At 55.9% G+C, this 14970-nt stretch carries 12 protein-coding genes, 2 rRNA genes and 2 pseudogenes; 7 read left to right on the top strand and 9 right to left on the bottom strand.

Annotated features, from left to right (window positions below):
* Positions 1 to 360 precede the first annotated feature (360 nt).
* Positions 361 to 3291 (top strand): 23S ribosomal RNA (locus BDK61_RS17995).
* 136 nt (positions 3292 to 3427) lie between these two features.
* Positions 3428 to 3550 (top strand): 5S ribosomal RNA (gene rrf / locus BDK61_RS17990).
* A gap of 386 nt (positions 3551 to 3936) precedes the next feature.
* On the opposite strand, the gene BDK61_RS17985 is transcribed toward rrf, so the two are convergent.
* The 4 genes from BDK61_RS17985 to BDK61_RS17970 form a co-directional block, all read right to left on the bottom strand.
* Entirely contained in the window at positions 3937 to 4452 is a 516-nt protein-coding gene (locus tag BDK61_RS17985; protein WP_121304029.1) for a hypothetical protein, read from the bottom strand.
* Positions 4452 to 5444 carry a ParA family protein gene (locus BDK61_RS17980; protein WP_004966660.1) on the bottom strand — a complete coding sequence of 331 codons (993 nt, stop codon included), beginning with the start codon at positions 5442 to 5444 and terminating at the stop codon, positions 4452 to 4454. The genes BDK61_RS17985 and BDK61_RS17980 overlap by 1 nt, the downstream gene beginning before the upstream one ends.
* A 41-nt stretch (positions 5445 to 5485) precedes the next feature.
* Positions 5486 to 6451 carry an IS1595 family transposase gene (locus tag BDK61_RS17975; RefSeq protein ID WP_121302811.1) on the bottom strand — a complete coding sequence of 322 codons (966 nt, stop codon included), beginning with the start codon at positions 6449 to 6451 and terminating at the stop codon, positions 5486 to 5488.
* 85 nt (positions 6452 to 6536) lie between these two features.
* A complete protein-coding gene (locus tag BDK61_RS17970; RefSeq protein ID WP_121302811.1) occupies positions 6537 to 7502 on the bottom strand; it encodes an IS1595 family transposase in 966 nt (321 codons plus the stop codon).
* Between the two features lie 143 nt (positions 7503 to 7645).
* Between BDK61_RS17970 and BDK61_RS17965 the strand changes: the two genes are divergently transcribed.
* Entirely contained in the window at positions 7646 to 7843 is a 198-nt protein-coding gene (locus BDK61_RS17965) for a hypothetical protein (RefSeq protein ID WP_148709161.1), read from the top strand.
* Positions 7844 to 7877: 34 nt separating this feature from the next.
* Positions 7878 to 8642, top strand: a complete 765-nt coding sequence (locus BDK61_RS17960; RefSeq protein WP_121304027.1) for an IS200/IS605 family accessory protein TnpB-related protein — start codon at positions 7878 to 7880, stop codon at positions 8640 to 8642.
* A 304-nt stretch (positions 8643 to 8946) separates the two neighbouring features.
* Here the strand turns inward: BDK61_RS17960 and BDK61_RS17955 are convergent, their stop codons facing one another.
* From BDK61_RS17955 to BDK61_RS23575, 3 genes are all read right to left on the bottom strand, one after another.
* Entirely contained in the window at positions 8947 to 9270 is a 324-nt protein-coding gene (locus BDK61_RS17955; protein WP_011224875.1) for a hypothetical protein, read from the bottom strand.
* 322 nt (positions 9271 to 9592) lie between these two features.
* Positions 9593 to 9796, bottom strand: coding sequence for a hypothetical protein (locus BDK61_RS17950; protein WP_004966658.1), 204 nt, complete (start codon positions 9794 to 9796; stop codon positions 9593 to 9595).
* Positions 9793 to 9966: a hypothetical protein gene (locus BDK61_RS23575; RefSeq protein ID WP_167467397.1), complete on the bottom strand. Its 174-nt coding sequence runs from the start codon at positions 9964 to 9966 to the stop codon at positions 9793 to 9795. The genes BDK61_RS17950 and BDK61_RS23575 overlap by 4 nt, the downstream gene beginning before the upstream one ends.
* Before the next feature lie 63 nt (positions 9967 to 10029).
* On the opposite strand from BDK61_RS23575, the pseudogene BDK61_RS17945 reads away from it, so the two are divergent.
* Positions 10030 to 10797 (top strand): annotated as a pseudogene (locus BDK61_RS17945) (transposase); the annotation flags it as partial.
* 202 nt (positions 10798 to 10999) lie between these two features.
* Here the strand turns inward: BDK61_RS17945 and BDK61_RS17940 are convergent.
* Positions 11000 to 12334, bottom strand: coding sequence for an IS4 family transposase (locus BDK61_RS17940; RefSeq protein ID WP_244209796.1), 1335 nt, complete (start codon positions 12332 to 12334; stop codon positions 11000 to 11002).
* 75 nt (positions 12335 to 12409) lie between these two features.
* On the opposite strand from BDK61_RS17940, the pseudogene BDK61_RS17935 reads away from it, so the two are divergent.
* Positions 12410 to 12652, top strand: a pseudogene (locus BDK61_RS17935) (transposase); the annotation flags it as partial.
* Between the two features lie 383 nt (positions 12653 to 13035).
* Positions 13036 to 13557 carry a GrpB family protein gene (locus BDK61_RS17930; protein WP_121304026.1) on the top strand — a complete coding sequence of 174 codons (522 nt, stop codon included), beginning with the start codon at positions 13036 to 13038 and terminating at the stop codon, positions 13555 to 13557.
* A gap of 33 nt (positions 13558 to 13590) precedes the next feature.
* On the opposite strand, the gene BDK61_RS17925 is transcribed toward BDK61_RS17930, so the two are convergent.
* The gene (locus tag BDK61_RS17925; protein WP_121304025.1) at positions 13591 to 14955 is read right to left on the bottom strand and encodes a bifunctional metallophosphatase/5'-nucleotidase; all 1365 of its coding nucleotides are present in this window, start codon (positions 14953 to 14955) and stop codon (positions 13591 to 13593) included.
* Between the last annotated feature and the right edge of the window lie 15 nt (positions 14956 to 14970).

The following is a 14970-nucleotide window of genomic DNA, read 5'->3' as shown; positions in this document are numbered from 1 at the left end:
GATCAGGGCTCTGCCCTGACCCACCTACACTGACTGGTGACCACAAGTCACCGCGAGTCGGTAAGCACCGACTACTGCATGGGCCCGCTGGGCTCACAAGACCTATCCGAGGCGGATATCCCCTCACGGGGATGTCGGGTGCAACTCCCGACGGGTCCGTACTCCGTATCGCTTCGAAATCCGTCCCCTTAAGTGTGGGACGGCGTTCGAATGTGATACGACGACAGATGCACCAGGCCGGGTAAAACCGAGCCTGGGAAGGGTCGATTCGCCCACCATCTCCACCTTGGGGGCGAGTATGAAACCGTGTGTACGTGCGATCCAGGCGTCCACTGGACTCGTTCAGTTGAACGAGTCACAACGACGTTGGCTACTATGCCAGCTGGTGGATTGCTCGGCTCAGGCGCTGATGAAGGACGTGCCAAGCTGCGATAAGCCATGGGGAGCCGCACGGAGGCGAAGAACCATGGATTTCCGAATGAGAATCTCTCTAACAATTGCTTCGCGCAATGAGGAACCCCGAGAACTGAAACATCTCAGTATCGGGAGGAACAGAAAACGCAATGTGATGTCGTCAGTAACCGCGAGTGAACGCGATACAGCCCAAACCGAAGCCCTCACGGGCAATGTGGTGTCAGGGCTACCTCTCATCGTCCGACCATCTCGACGAAGTCTCTTGGAACAGAGCGTGATACAGGGTGACAACCCCGTACTCGAGACCAGTACGACGTGCGGTAGTGCCAGAGTAGCGGGGGTTGGATATCCCTCGCGAATAACGCAGGCATCGACTGCGAAGGCTAAACACAACCTGAGACCGATAGTGAACAAGTAGTGTGAACGAACGCTGCAAAGTACCCTCAGAAGGGAGGCGAAATAGAGCATGAAATCAGTTGGCGATCGAGCGACAGGGCATACAAGGTCCCTTGACGAATGACCGACGCGCGAGCGTCCAGTAAGACTCACGGGAAGCCGATGTTCTGTCGTACGTTTTGAAAAACGAGCCAGGGAGTGTGTCTGCATGGCAAGTCTAACCGGAGTATCCGGGGAGGCACAGGGAAACCGACATGGCCGCAGGGCTTTGCCCGAGGGCCGCCGTCTTCAAGGGCGGGGAGCCATGTGGACACGACCCGAATCCGGACGATCTACGCATGGACAAGATGAAGCGTGCCGAAAGGCACGTGGAAGTCTGTTAGAGTTGGTGTCCTACAATACCCTCTCGTGATCTATGTGTAGGGGTGAAAGGCCCATCGAGTCCGGCAACAGCTGGTTCCAATCGAAACATGTCGAAGCATGACCTCCGCCGAGGTAGTCTGTGAGGTAGAGCGACCGATTGGTGTGTCCGCCTCCGAGAGGAGTCGGCACACCTGTCAAACTCCAAACTTACAGACGCCGTTTGACGCGGGGATTCCGGTGCGCGGGGTAAGCCTGTGTACCAGGAGGGGAACAACCCAGAGATAGGTTAAGGTCCCCAAGTGTGGATTAAGTGTAATCCTCTGAAGGTGGTCTCGAGCCCTAGACAGCCGGGAGGTGAGCTTAGAAGCAGCTACCCTCTAAGAAAAGCGTAACAGCTTACCGGCCGAGGTTTGAGGCGCCCAAAATGATCGGGACTCAAATCCACCACCGAGACCTGTCCGTACCACTCATACTGGTAATCGAGTAGATTGGCGCTCTAATTGGGTGGAAGCGGGGGCGAGAGCTCCTGTGGACCGATTAGTGACGAAAATCCTGGCCATAGTAGCAGCGATAGTCGGGTGAGAACCCCGACGGCCTAATGGATAAGGGTTCCTCAGCACTGCTGATCAGCTGAGGGTTAGCCGGTCCTAAGTCATACCGCAACTCGACTATGACGAAATGGGAAACGGGTTAATATTCCCGTGCCACTATGCAGTGAAAGTTGACGCCCTGGGGTCGATCACGCCGGGCATTCGCCCGGTCGAACCGTCCAACTCCGTGGAAGCCGTAATGGCAGGAAGCGGACGAACGGCGGTATAGGGAAACGTGATTCAACCTGGGGCCCATGAAAAGACGAGCATAGTGTCCGTACCGAGAACCGACACAGGTGTCCATGGCGGCGAAAGCCAAGGCCTGTCGGGAGCAACCAACGTTAGGGAATTCGGCAAGTTAGTCCCGTACCTTCGGAAGAAGGGATGCCTGCTCCGGAACGGAGCAGGTCGCAGTGACTCGGAAGCTCGGACTGTCTAGTAACAACATAGGTGACCGCAAATCCGCAAGGACTCGTACGGTCACTGAATCCTGCCCAGTGCAGGTATCTGAACACCTCGTACAAGAGGACGAAGGACCTGTCAACGGCGGGGGTAACTATGACCCTCTTAAGGTAGCGTAGTACCTTGCCGCATCAGTAGCGGCTTGCATGAATGGATTAACCAGAGCTTCACTGTCCCAACGTTGGGCCCGGTGAACTGTACATTCCAGTGCGGAGTCTGGAGACACCCAGGGGGAAGCGAAGACCCTATGGAGCTTTACTGCAGGCTGTCGCTGAGACGTGGTCGCCGATGTGCAGCATAGGTAGGAGACACTACACAGGTACCCGCGCTAGCGGGCCACCGAGTCAACAGTGAAATACTACCCGTCGGTGACTGCGACTCTCACTCCGGGAGGAGGACACCGATAGCCGGGCAGTTTGACTGGGGCGGTACGCGCTCGAAAAGATATCGAGCGCGCCCTATGGCTATCTCAGCCGGGACAGAGACCCGGCGAAGAGTGCAAGAGCAAAAGATAGCTTGACAGTGTTCTTCCCAACGAGGAACGCTGACGCGAAAGCGTGGTCTAGCGAACCAATTAGCCTGCTTGATGCGGGCAATTGATGACAGAAAAGCTACCCTAGGGATAACAGAGTCGTCACTCGCAAGAGCACATATCGACCGAGTGGCTTGCTACCTCGATGTCGGTTCCCTCCATCCTGCCCGTGCAGAAGCGGGCAAGGGTGAGGTTGTTCGCCTATTAAAGGAGGTCGTGAGCTGGGTTTAGACCGTCGTGAGACAGGTCGGCTGCTATCTACTGGGTGTGTAATGGTGTCTGACAAGAACGACCGTATAGTACGAGAGGAACTACGGTTGGTGGCCACTGGTGTACCGGTTGTTCGAGAGAGCACGTGCCGGGTAGCCACGCCACACGGGGTAAGAGCTGAACGCATCTAAGCTCGAAACCCACTTGGAAAAGAGACACCGCCGAGGTCCCGCGTATAAGACGCGGTCGATAGACTCGGGGTGTGCGCGTCGAGGTAACGAGACGTTAAGCCCACGAGCACTAACAGACCAAAGCCATCATTCATACGCACTGTGACTCATTCACCGACGATTTAACTCGTCGCTGAACGAGTCCAGGCGCAATCTGGATCGCACGTAATCACACGGTGGAAAAGTTAATCGAGACTGGTACTATCGCGGTTCGATTCCGTGACTCGACGTTAGGCGGCCACAGCGGTGGGGTTGCCTCCCGTACCCATCCCGAACACGGAAGATAAGCCCACCAGCGTTCCGGGGAGTACTGGAGTGCGCGAGCCTCTGGGAAACGCGGTTCGCCGCCACCATTCATACCTATCACAGCCCACTCAGGAGAGATATCTCTCCCGAGTGGGCTTTCCGTATTTAAACAGAGCCGAACCACTCAGTAAATGACCGGTTCTCGCACTCTGTGGAATACGGCTTCAATCGGTGAGATCAGACGTGCGACTAGCGATCGTGATCGAGTCGTTGAGTCACAGCCTAGGCGTTTGCAGGCAACGGTCTGGATCTTGTTGCATGACTCGTCGAATCTCGGATCAACGAACAGGATGGCTCCCGTGTTGTCAAAATATCGAATGATAGCATCCAGAACAGTCTATCTAGTTCGATTACTGTCAGCAGCAGTTATACTATTGGATGAGAATGTGCGAGATACACCCTGTTTCGAGTGTAAGCCAGCCGTCTGTTACGATTAATCGAGTTCTCCGTATCCGTCTCCTCTCATGAGCTCTGCAACGGCCTCTACGTTGTCGAACGCTGCAAGAAGCGCATACTCACGAGCGTCCGTCTTCGCAATGTCGTCCGTTCCGAGTTCCGAAGCAAGCTGGCTCCGAAACTCCGCTTCTCGCGAAACGACTTTATCGCGAGCGAAGAGTTCGAGACGGTTGTCTCGTTCGTCCCCGACGTTACTCCGACGGACGAAGTACGGATACTGGTGAGCACTCGTTTGGTGTGGTTCGGCATCGTTGGCCGTGGGAGTGCTCGTCGTACTCTCTTCGTTGGGACTATTGGCCCCCTTCGCTTCAGAAAAGTCCCGGCTGTCATCTACCTCCTCAGGGGTGGCTTCCTTGGGTTGCCGATCGTCCGCCTCCTCGTCTGCGATGTCATCGATTTCCTCACCGGCTTCCGCTGGCTCGTCGTCTGCTTCTTCCTGATCATCTCCGAAGCTGAGGTTACCTGATCCTGATTTGAATGAATCGCCCCCCATTAGTCAGCCACCTCCGGCTTAGCGGTGAGGTCAAACTGCATCGTCTCGGTTCCATAGTCGTCGATATCTAAGACCAGTTTATCATCAACGTCGACATCGAACGTCTCAGTCGCAATGAACCCCGCCAGTTGCCAAAGTTTATCCAGAGTCTCGAGTTCACGGTCGGGCACTCGCCGCTCTCCCTTTTTTGAGACCATCTCCTCGTCCTCTTCGTAGGTCTTCCACCGCTCCTCTACTACTTTGAACGCGGAGCCACGGGCTTCCCACATGGCGTCCATCAAACTCTCGCGTGACCCGATCGACACTGGCGTTGCGAAGGCGTCCGTATTTTCGAACTGATCGCGATACTGCCTGTGGGCGTTTGTCTGGCCGACTCCGGATGGAACCACGCACGAAAGCCCGATTTCGATGTCCAACGCAGTCCCCATGTTCCCGACCATCTCTTCGAGACCATCAAGACTGAGACTTCCTTTTCCAGCTGGCTTGACAGGTGCCACCAATGTCCGAAGCGCGTAGATGGCATTGTAGAGCAGGTCTTCAGCGCGTGCGTTAGGGTCGATGAGGACCGCGTCGTATTCTTCGTTCAACTGCTCTTGCTCCCAGAGAAGATTGTAGAGAAGTTCAAAGCGGGGATACTCGTCTCGAGAAATTCCCTTCATGCCCGTTTCGTAGGAAATCTTCTGCTCAAGATTGGAAGTGAAATCGCCCAGCATATCGTGACTCGGAATAATATCAACACCCTCTTCAGAGGTCTCGATGAGGTTGTCGAAGTCCCCGTCTGGCATTTCAAGAATGTGCTTTACGAGATTGTCAGCCTCCGGGTCTCCACGGTTCTTACCGACGTCGAAGAGTGAGGTGAGGTTGCCCGTTTGTGGGTCCAAATCGATCACGAGGACATCAAGTCCCATCCGTTTGAACCCAACCGCGAGATTTGCTGTCATGGTCGTTTTGTATGTCCCCCCAGACTCAGCGTAGACGACGGTCGTTATCATACGCTTCCTCATTTGAACTTCTGTTAGGGCTCTTACATAACTCAGCGAAACACGTTGACGACGAAGCAGTCAAGAAGGCCGTGTAGTGGTGCTCCAGCGAGGTTTAACGTCCGTACGAACCCGTAGGTTCGGACGGACTGCTCCAATCCAGGCTTGGAGAGGCCGCGGAACTTCTGTAGCCATGGATTCACTAGCGACCAGAGGCATTCGACTTGGTTGATGTGGACGCCGTCATCAGTGACAAATTCTTCGGAGTGAACAACGGTCTGCTCGTTCTTGTAGACGAGTGGCGCGTACCCGCGCCACCCGTCGTGCCAGACCTCATCCAGTTTCCCTGAGAGAATCTCTACCTCATCAAGTGCTGGTTTGAGTTCTTCCGGTTGAGCACCTGGCTCGGCGCGAATTACACGAAGTACATCACGACAGGCACCGATCAGCGTCATGGTATCGCCAGGTGCTCCTTCCCACCGTGATCGCCCCCCTTCCCCAGAGCCGCCGCGGGAAAGCCCATCCCGCGGCGGCGTCTGTCCCTTGTAACCAGAGCACTTGTGGCCGGTTTCGTCGATCTGAGTTGGGCCGTCGATAGCGTGTTGGATGCGCTCCCAGACGAGGTAGAAGCCGCGCTGGAAGGCGGCTTCTACCTCTCGAATCGTGGAATGAACCGTGTCGTAGACCGCTTCGAAGAGCTGGGTGATTTGGTGGATGCTGAGAAGTGTGTCGGCATAGAGGACGAACGCAATGACGATTTCGCCAGGAGAGAGAGTGCGGCCTTCGAAGGGCGTGTTGCGGGTGTAGGAGAAGACATAGCGGCAGTTGGTGCACCAGACCCGGGGACTGCCGTCCCCGGACTGGATGGCGGTTTCACCACACTCCGGGCAAGGAGCTTGTTCCCATGCCTGCTTACAGCGCCGCTCGATTTCCTCATCGAGCGGCTCTGGGCGCAACACTATTGACGTGAGCTCAACAATATCCTGTAGCATCCCGCCGAAGGCTGTTTGATTGTACATAGCAACTAGCCTACGGCGGGATGCTGTAATTCTCGGGGTACTGTTTCACTCAGTTCGGTAAGAGCCCACGAGGCTCTTACATAACTCAGCGAAACACGTTGACGACGAAGCAGTCAAGAAGGCCGTGTAGTGGTGCTCCAGCGAGGTTTAACGTCCGTACGAACCCGTAGGTTCGGACGGACTGCTCCAATCCAGGCTTGGAGAGGCCGCGGAACTTCTGTAGCCATGGATTCACTAGCGACCAGAGGCATTCGACTTGGTTGATGTGGACGCCGTCATCAGTGACAAATTCTTCGGAGTGAACAACGGTCTGCTCGTTCTTGTAGACGAGTGGCGCGTACCCGCGCCACCCGTCGTGCCAGACCTCATCCAGTTTCCCTGAGAGAATCTCTACCTCATCAAGTGCTGGTTTGAGTTCTTCCGGTTGAGCACCTGGCTCGGCGCGAATTACACGAAGTACATCACGACAGGCACCGATCAGCGTCATGGTATCGCCAGGTGCTCCTTCCCACCGTGATCGCCCCCCTTCCCCAGAGCCGCCGCGGGAAAGCCCATCCCGCGGCGGCGTCTGTCCCTTGTAACCAGAGCACTTGTGGCCGGTTTCGTCGATCTGAGTTGGGCCGTCGATAGCGTGTTGGATGCGCTCCCAGACGAGGTAGAAGCCGCGCTGGAAGGCGGCTTCTACCTCTCGAATCGTGGAATGAACCGTGTCGTAGACCGCTTCGAAGAGCTGGGTGATTTGGTGGATGCTGAGAAGTGTGTCGGCATAGAGGACGAACGCAATGACGATTTCGCCAGGAGAGAGAGTGCGGCCTTCGAAGGGCGTGTTGCGGGTGTAGGAGAAGACATAGCGGCAGTTGGTGCACCAGACCCGGGGACTGCCGTCCCCGGACTGGATGGCGGTTTCACCACACTCCGGGCAAGGAGCTTGTTCCCATGCCTGCTTACAGCGCCGCTCGATTTCCTCATCGAGCGGCTCTGGGCGCAACACTATTGACGTGAGCTCAACAATATCCTGTAGCATCCCGCCGAAGGCTGTTTGATTGTACATAGCAACTAGCCTACGGCGGGATGCTGTAATTCTCGGGGTACTGTTTCACTCAGTTCGGTAAGAGCCCTCACGAACTACGACGAGGGCGTAACGAGGACTGGGGCGCACCCAACCCCTACATCCACGAACCCTATCCAATGCGGATGAACCACCGCGAAGGCTACCGCATCACCGAAACCGACGATAACACGCACCGCTTCCGCATCTCAGCGAAACCATACCACCACACCAAAGGCAAGTTGAAGGGCAGTCCTGACCACCACAATCTTCTCACGACTGCTCTCAACAACTCCGCGTGGCGTGTCGGTACCGCGGAACTCCTCCAACATCGTGGCGACTGACAGTGCCACATCACCGTCACCAACACAGACGCCAATGTCCACACGCCAGCGAATCCAATACGTGGTCGGCGTGGACATCAACGAGAACCGCGTCGCACTCGCCCCGATGAACTGGGAAAGCGGCAACGTACAGGACTCGCTCGTTCTCGAATACCTGGACGCGAAGCGTCGACGGCATGAGTGCTTCACGAAGCGCAGGTGGATACAAGAGGCAGGTCAGACCGCGTTCAAGACGGTCGTGGGACAGGAGAAACGAGACTCTGTTCACGACCAGCTCCACAAGATGTCGCGTGACGTCGTTAGGTGGGTCTCGCAGTTCGAGAATCAGGCCATCGTCTTTGGAGACCCCAAAGACATGCGAGACTTGATTAACTACGGGACCCGGATGAACCGCCACCTGCACTCGGTGCCGTTCGCCAAGCTTCGAGATCTGATCACGTACAAGATGGCTCGTGACGGTGTGTCGTCGGATGACGTAGATCCGGAGTACACGAGTCAGCGGTGTCCTCGCACCGCGTGTTTATACACGGAGCGTGGGAACAGGCGGGAGAAGCGGTTCAAATGCCGAGACCGTGGGTTTCAGAACCTGATCCAGAATCCTATCACAGATAATTACTACAGACGAGTATTACAGACAAAATTTACTTTGAAGCAGGCAAAGATAATAGTGGCCGCAGGCGGGGGGAGTGGCGTGCAACGCACCGTTTGGGGTCGTCATCTACGACGACAGGTTCTAGCCCCGGACCAGTCGATGCGTTTGGGGTGGAGTAGGGAGCGATTGAGCGGGGCCAGTACCTAACTAATCAGTATCTGGTTGGTATCGAAAAGTTTTGTGACTCGGGGTTACAATCTCTCTATCTGCCATTACGTCGCATTTTCTCCGCAAGGTGTGAATGCAACCACTCTCCACTCGCCGGCAGCACTCTCAAAGACGCTCGCAACCGATGGTGTTCCGTGGTTGTCAGCGACAGGTTCGTTCTGTAGGTCGCGCTCCGACACTAAATTGATGCCACAGAACGAGCACCCGTCTGCTTCAAGTTGCTAGAGCAGGAGCTTTCGGCTCTGGTCGGTTTTGAGTTCGGCCAGCAATACATCGGCGCTACTCACACAACTTTCTGCCAGGCTGGGCTCGCTTCGAGTTCTTGAAGCGCCGAGCGGAGCTCTGACTGAATTGCCCCATAATACCGCTTTCGGCCAACTGGTGTCTGGATACGGATAATGGCGGTCTCACTTGTCACCTCAAACAGCGATAGCGACCACTGTCCAGCTTGATAGGACCATTTGCCGAGCTCCACCGTTTGCTCATCTTGAATAGAGCGTGTGCCCAATTCCCAGCTCTGCCGTGTCAAATGAGGTAAATGGAATGGAACAACATCAGGAAGCGTGGCAGCACGGCCGGTCTCACATCGATTGTTATCTACTGCCATAACACGAAATCTAGAATCGATCAGTAAAAACGTGTCTACTTCCCCGGCTGGAAGCGCCGACTGAGGTTCCCCTACGACGAGTCCTCGGAGGAAGGTATTTGTCGACGTTCAGATACGTGGGCTGAGTTTGAGGGCACGCTCGACTTTGTGGACAGACACGAACTCCGAGACGCTGGGCTAAGGGACATTCCAAAACAGGAGTACCACGCGGGACCCCTGAAAATCGCGATGGAATACCCCCGGCTTACAAAACTCGTCACGGAAGACCAGAAGTCGTGAAATAACGCGTATTGGGGCGAGTGGATCAGCCGACAGTCGCTGTTTATCGCTTCGCATTGGGATCGAGCCAGTAGTAGACCACCGTCATTGTGAGTCCAAGCATCATTGCGTCGGAGCCGAGTGGCCTCCCGATGGCTACGCCAATCCCAAACAGTATCGACGCCGTCATGGCTCCTGTGAGGAGTGCGTATTCAGCGCGCGAACGGTTGCGGAGCCACTGGTCGAGACGGTTGTAGAGGTCGTTCATTTCTCTGTTGCATCCCGCTGATAGCTGGTGAGTACTGTCGGCAACACGACGCCAAAGCCAACGAGAACGGCCCAAGATACCCACGTGGCGACACTGCCCAGTGAGACGTACCAGAGCAGCATTGCGACGACAATGAATGGGAGGGTGGTTTTCGTCTGTCTGGAGACCATGACTTAGAGTTGTTGAGCGTGTCATAGAAAGGGTCACATACGAAGCAGCAGGGTGCGGAAAGTGTGTCCAGCACAACCGCAACCCTGCAAGATTTGGATTCGGTAGACGCCTTCTTGAATGTCGCGGCTACCGAGACAGTACCGCTGTTTGAGCATCTTGAGTTCGAGTTTCTGCTAGAGTACGACGTGTTCGCCCCCGCTTCGAGGGGGCGAACACGGGTGCATCAGCCACCAGACCTCTTTCGCGGCTTTCTGCACTGCTACTACGAGGATGTCTACGGTACACGCCCGGTTGCACGAGAACTTCAGCACGGCCTCGTCTGGTACTATTGCGGGCTCGACAAACCGCCATCCAGAGACACAATCGACCGGTTTCTCACCGACCTAGAACACGTCATCGATGATGTTTTCCAGAGGCTCGTCGAGCAGGCCGCCGCCCGCGGCCTGCTCAACTCAACGTACTCTATCGATTCGACGCACGTTGAAGCGATCCAGTACAACGACGATGCGTCGTGGAACTACGATTCAACGGCCGAAGAGCACTACTACGGGTTCGGCTGTACGATCGTTTCGACCGGTTCAAAGATCCCGATTGCAGCAGAATTCACCCAACGCAAGCAGGCAGACGCTGAGACGGCGATGCGCGTCACAAAAGACGCGCTCGCCGTCGGGACACCGATCTGGATGCTTGGAGACAGTGCCTACGACATTCTTGAGTGGCACGACTTCCTGCTGGAAGTAGGGATTGTACCAGTCGCCCCGTACAACCCACGAAACACTGATGACCCGCTCGATATCGAATACAGGGTCGAAGACCGTATCAAGGAACACATCCGTTCTAGTCTAACTTGATTCGGCTGACAGAGATTGTGCCAGAGCTGGTGATACATCTACGGTGAATAACTGGCGCTGAAGATTCGATCTGCTCGTGTGTGACAGCCTGAACTTCTCTCAGGAGGAAGAAGCACTGAATTGCCCATCTGGACCGAGTAGCGCAGCTAACCAGCGACGCGAATCCAGCGTTCTCGCTGGATTACGCGAGCTTGGCGTCAAACGAGTTGTACTGTACCTCCTCAAGCAATAAGGTACGGTGAGCGTTCGGGTTCAATCCGTCGTTCATCAGCGATTTGACGAGACTTGGCGTCTCATAGCCGAGTCGCCGAGCGACTCGGCGGAGTATCCGATCATTCCGGCGGCTCACAGCCTTTGCCCAGCGCTCTCGTGGCAGCAGTGACGACGGCTCAATGTCGTCGTCACTGCAGTTGTCTTCGAGAATCTCGATGAACAGTTCTCGAAGTGTCCGGCTCACAACGAGTGAAATGAGGCTGATCAGAATGAGCGCTTCAACGACCTCTGGTTTGGTTGTATCCATCTTGTCAAGGGCGTATGTAGTCTTGAGTTCACGGAAGAGAAGCTCTACTTCCCATCTAGCTTGGTAGAGCTTTGCGATATCTGAGGCAGCGTAGTCGTCAGCTGGAAGATTCGTGATGTAGAGGTGGTACTGCTGTTGGTCCTCGTTCCAGACACCAACGACGCGAAACGTCTCAACGGCACGGCTGCGCGTGCCGTTGTAGACGCGTCGCTTGAACTCGACCTCGCTCTTGGCATCAATCACGTCACGATGCAGATCGTCCAGAATATCCTGAACTTTTTCTCCCTCCAGAGAAATGGCGTTGCCACGCCATTCCCTGAGTTCGTCGACGATCTTCGGTTGTGCGTTTGGCTTCAACCGCGTCAGGAACCAGCCGCCGTTAGTGTCGATCAAGTCCATCGTCCGGTACTCGAAGTACGCCTGATCGTACAGCAGCAGTGCGTTCTCCAGCCATGGTCCAGTCGACAACTGCGTTGACTCGTGCGTGCGAGCGTCTGTGATAGAAAACTCGGTAGGGAGGCCTGTACTGGTTGATTCGACCACGTGGAGCTTCGCTCCAGCGTGGTCGTCACCAAAGCCAGGGAACTCATCAAACAGCTCCTGGAACAGCGTAATGACTGTCATATCCACGATGAAGACTTCACGGAACTCCTCAAACCGTCCTTGGAGACGGTCGCTCTCGTGATCGAGGTCCTCAAGGGCCTCCTTGAGGACCTCTCGAAGGAATGTACACAGTTCAGGCGTGAACCACTCGTAGAAGGATGAGTACCTGATCGTGCCACCAAAGGTATCGATGTAGGTTTGGCGGAACGCTTCGATTGTTCTGTGCCCGGCTGAGAGAAATCCGAGCGCAAGCGCCCAGAACAGAGCGTCAGCTTCCAACTTCCCGCCGTCGCGCTGCACCAGTCCGGTTGCGCGAGCCAGCTCGCGCAGCCGGCTGTTTGGAAAAGTATTCACCAACCGCTCTTCGATTACCTCATCCGGTGGTAGTTTCATTCACTTTCCACCGGTTTCTCATCCCGGTAACATCTGGTGGTTTTCCTGCTAACTCAGCCTTAGCCTAGAACGGATGTCAAGGAACACAGTGAGGAGGTTCAGCTCAAGCAATCAGTCTTGGATGAGACGTACAACCGCCGTACAGGAGTCGAACGCACCAACGATGCGGTGAAGGACTGCGGCCTCGGGCACGTTCGCGCCCGAGGCCGCGTCCACGCACGAACAGAGGTGTTCATTGCGCTGTGTCTCCGCATCGTTGTCGCAATCACAAATTTCGAGCGAGGAGACGACCCGGGTCGTGAGAAGCTCACACTATGAGGAGGATTCTATGACACGCTCGTTGTTGGATAGAAAGTGTAAGTCCACCGCTCCCGCAACTAGGCTGTTACTTGACCGACTCCAACCCAGCTATTGTGCAGTGCTGTGTTCTGTCGCTGGAAACGGCGCAAAGTTGCCCATACCATCCTATAGCTGGCCGACACTGCCGGGGTTGACGGCGAGTCCGTCACCGCAGGGCTCGGCGTATTGGATACTTCTAGACGGTCCCCTTCGGGAACTGGCCGTCCCAGAACTTCTCTGTAGTAAGGGTGTTATAGAACTGTTCACACACCATCTCCAAGACTCCTGAATCACTCAGCGCAGAGCAAAATTCTATCAGTTCGTGTAACAAACATTTGCTTGAAACGCAGCTCACGGCACTAATGCTTGGATTAGAACGCGGGACAGTCAAACTCGTCCCGCATCAAGAGGAGTGGAAACACCGCTATGAAAACGAAGTTGCACACCTGAAAGCCGTTGCAGGTGAGCGACTGCTCGATTTCGAACACATCGGTAGTACCGCAATCGAAGGAGTGCCAGCGAAACCGATAATTGACATACTCGCTGTTGTCGAAGACTTGGAAGCTGTGAGAGACCTGATTCCGGCTTTTGAAGAGAACGGGTATGAATACCGAGCCGATGACGACGTACGCGGCCGGCTATTCTTCGCCAAAGGACCACGCACGAACCGGACGCACTACCTTTCACTCGCGGAACGGGATAGTGACTTTTATCACGAAAAAATCGCCTTCAGAGAGTACCTTAGAGCCCATCCAGAGGTTGCCGAACAATATGCGTCGATAAAGCGGGCACTAGCGGAGAAGTACCCGGAGACGAGAGAGAAATACACTGCTGAAAAAAGTGATTTCATCCGGGACGTACTTGACCGTGCAATGAAGACGTAGCTCATATTGAGCGGGATTCGTTGCGGATACTGGTCAGCATTCTTGGAGTCTCCCATCCACTCGGACAGTAAGGCCTTCTTCACGAGCATAGTCTGCGACGGCCTTGAACGGGAGACCGAACGAATCAACGGTTGCCTCATGTGGGATTGGCCAGTCATCGCTGTAGGCGACATAGGAGTTGGTGGCAAGCCTGTACTCTCGACTGGCTTCGATAGGCTGCCCGTTGACGGCAACCCCCAGTAGCCGTCCAGCCTCGGTGTTGTACTCAACAGTCATTCCGCTGATGTCGCCGTGCCAGAGCCGTCCGTCCTCGCGGTGGGGACGGAAGGCAGCCTGCAAGAGGGTTCGTAGTTGTTCACCCGAGACATGGAGGACGTCTACCCTGCCGCCGAATGGGTTTACGCTGGCCACCTCGCCAGCGGTGACCTCGCCGGACAGGGGGCGACCCGTTCGGAGACCGCCATTGTGGACGAAGCTGACGTCGGTATCAGCCGCCCAGCGATAGGCGTCGGCCACGAGGTTGCCAACACGACTCTCGCCGCAGGTTCGCCGGTCAAGGTCCCGATGGATCGGGTCGTCGACAGTGGCAACAGTCTCCAGCAGACCGACATCGTCCAGCTGTTCGCGGGTCGTGTCAGCCACGGACTCGTCGATAGGTCCCTCGGCTGTCGAATGACGGGTGGCAATCGGCGAGCGATTCCCGTTGAAGAGTTCGATTTCCCAGACCACCTGTCCGTTCGCTCCGGGACGGACGACCAGTGTTCCGTCGACAACCTCGTGGCGTTCCCTGTGGACGTGGCCGCCAAGGACCGCGTCAACGCCATCAACGGCCGCAACGTCGGTCTCTAAGTCGCTCCGCAAGTGTGCGAGAACGACGAACTGGTCGACACTGTGACCGAGTTCGCTGACCGCTGTCCGCACGCTCTCGACAGGACTGGTCACGGTCAGCTCTGACGCGCCGGTGGGTGCAATCCGGGGAGTCGCAGGATCGATTACGCCGACGAATCCGACTCGCTGGTCATCTCGATGCAGGACTGTCGTTCCGTCTAACCCAGCGAAGGGAACGCCACGCCCGCCCTCCCTCTCCCCTTCAAAAACGTTCGCGACGATCCACTTCTGTGGACTCTCTGAAACCACGCCCAGAATGGGAGCAGTCCCGAAGTCGAAATCGTGGTTCCCTACCGTCCCGATGTCGGTACTCACTGCCCGGAAAAACGGTATCACTTGACGCCCTTCGCAGTAATGGGCGAGGACACCCGGTGCAGTGTTGTCGCCGGTGCCAGCGACTACTGCGTCCTCCCCGCGGATCGACTGGATGGTTCCGGCAAGCCGACCCATTCGCACAGGGTCGTCACAGGCGTTCTCAATGTCAGAGTAGTGGAGCAACCGGACCGACATCGCTCAAAGCTGATT

It is taken from the genome of Haloarcula quadrata (assembly GCF_003634715.1).
Classification (GTDB): domain Archaea; phylum Halobacteriota; class Halobacteria; order Halobacteriales; family Haloarculaceae; genus Haloarcula; species Haloarcula marismortui.
Note: the sequence above shows the minus strand (reverse complement) of the source record. Positions and strands in the feature narration are given on the sequence as shown.

Excerpts from the sequence above, each read along its gene's own strand:
- BDK61_RS17985 (WP_121304029.1), bottom strand. The coding sequence starts at position 4,452 with ATGGGGGGCGATTCATTCAAATCAGGATCAGGTAACCTCAGCTTCGGA.
- BDK61_RS17980 (WP_004966660.1), bottom strand. The coding sequence starts at position 5,444 with ATGATAACGACCGTCGTCTACGCTGAGTCTGGGGGGACATACAAAACG.
- BDK61_RS17975 (WP_121302811.1), bottom strand. The coding sequence starts at position 6,451 with ATGTACAATCAAACAGCCTTCGGCGGGATGCTACAGGATATTGTTGAG.
- BDK61_RS17970 (WP_121302811.1), bottom strand. The coding sequence starts at position 7,502 with ATGTACAATCAAACAGCCTTCGGCGGGATGCTACAGGATATTGTTGAG.
- BDK61_RS17965 (WP_148709161.1), top strand. The coding sequence starts at position 7,646 with ATGAACCACCGCGAAGGCTACCGCATCACCGAAACCGACGATAACACG.
- BDK61_RS17960 (WP_121304027.1), top strand. The coding sequence starts at position 7,878 with ATGTCCACACGCCAGCGAATCCAATACGTGGTCGGCGTGGACATCAAC.
- BDK61_RS17955 (WP_011224875.1), bottom strand. The coding sequence starts at position 9,270 with ATGGCAGTAGATAACAATCGATGTGAGACCGGCCGTGCTGCCACGCTT.
- BDK61_RS17950 (WP_004966658.1), bottom strand. The coding sequence starts at position 9,796 with ATGAACGACCTCTACAACCGTCTCGACCAGTGGCTCCGCAACCGTTCG.
- BDK61_RS23575 (WP_167467397.1), bottom strand. The coding sequence starts at position 9,966 with ATGGTCTCCAGACAGACGAAAACCACCCTCCCATTCATTGTCGTCGCA.
- BDK61_RS17940 (WP_244209796.1), bottom strand. The coding sequence starts at position 12,334 with ATGAAACTACCACCGGATGAGGTAATCGAAGAGCGGTTGGTGAATACT.
- BDK61_RS17930 (WP_121304026.1), top strand. The coding sequence starts at position 13,036 with ATGCTTGGATTAGAACGCGGGACAGTCAAACTCGTCCCGCATCAAGAG.
- BDK61_RS17925 (WP_121304025.1), bottom strand. The coding sequence starts at position 14,955 with ATGTCGGTCCGGTTGCTCCACTACTCTGACATTGAGAACGCCTGTGAC.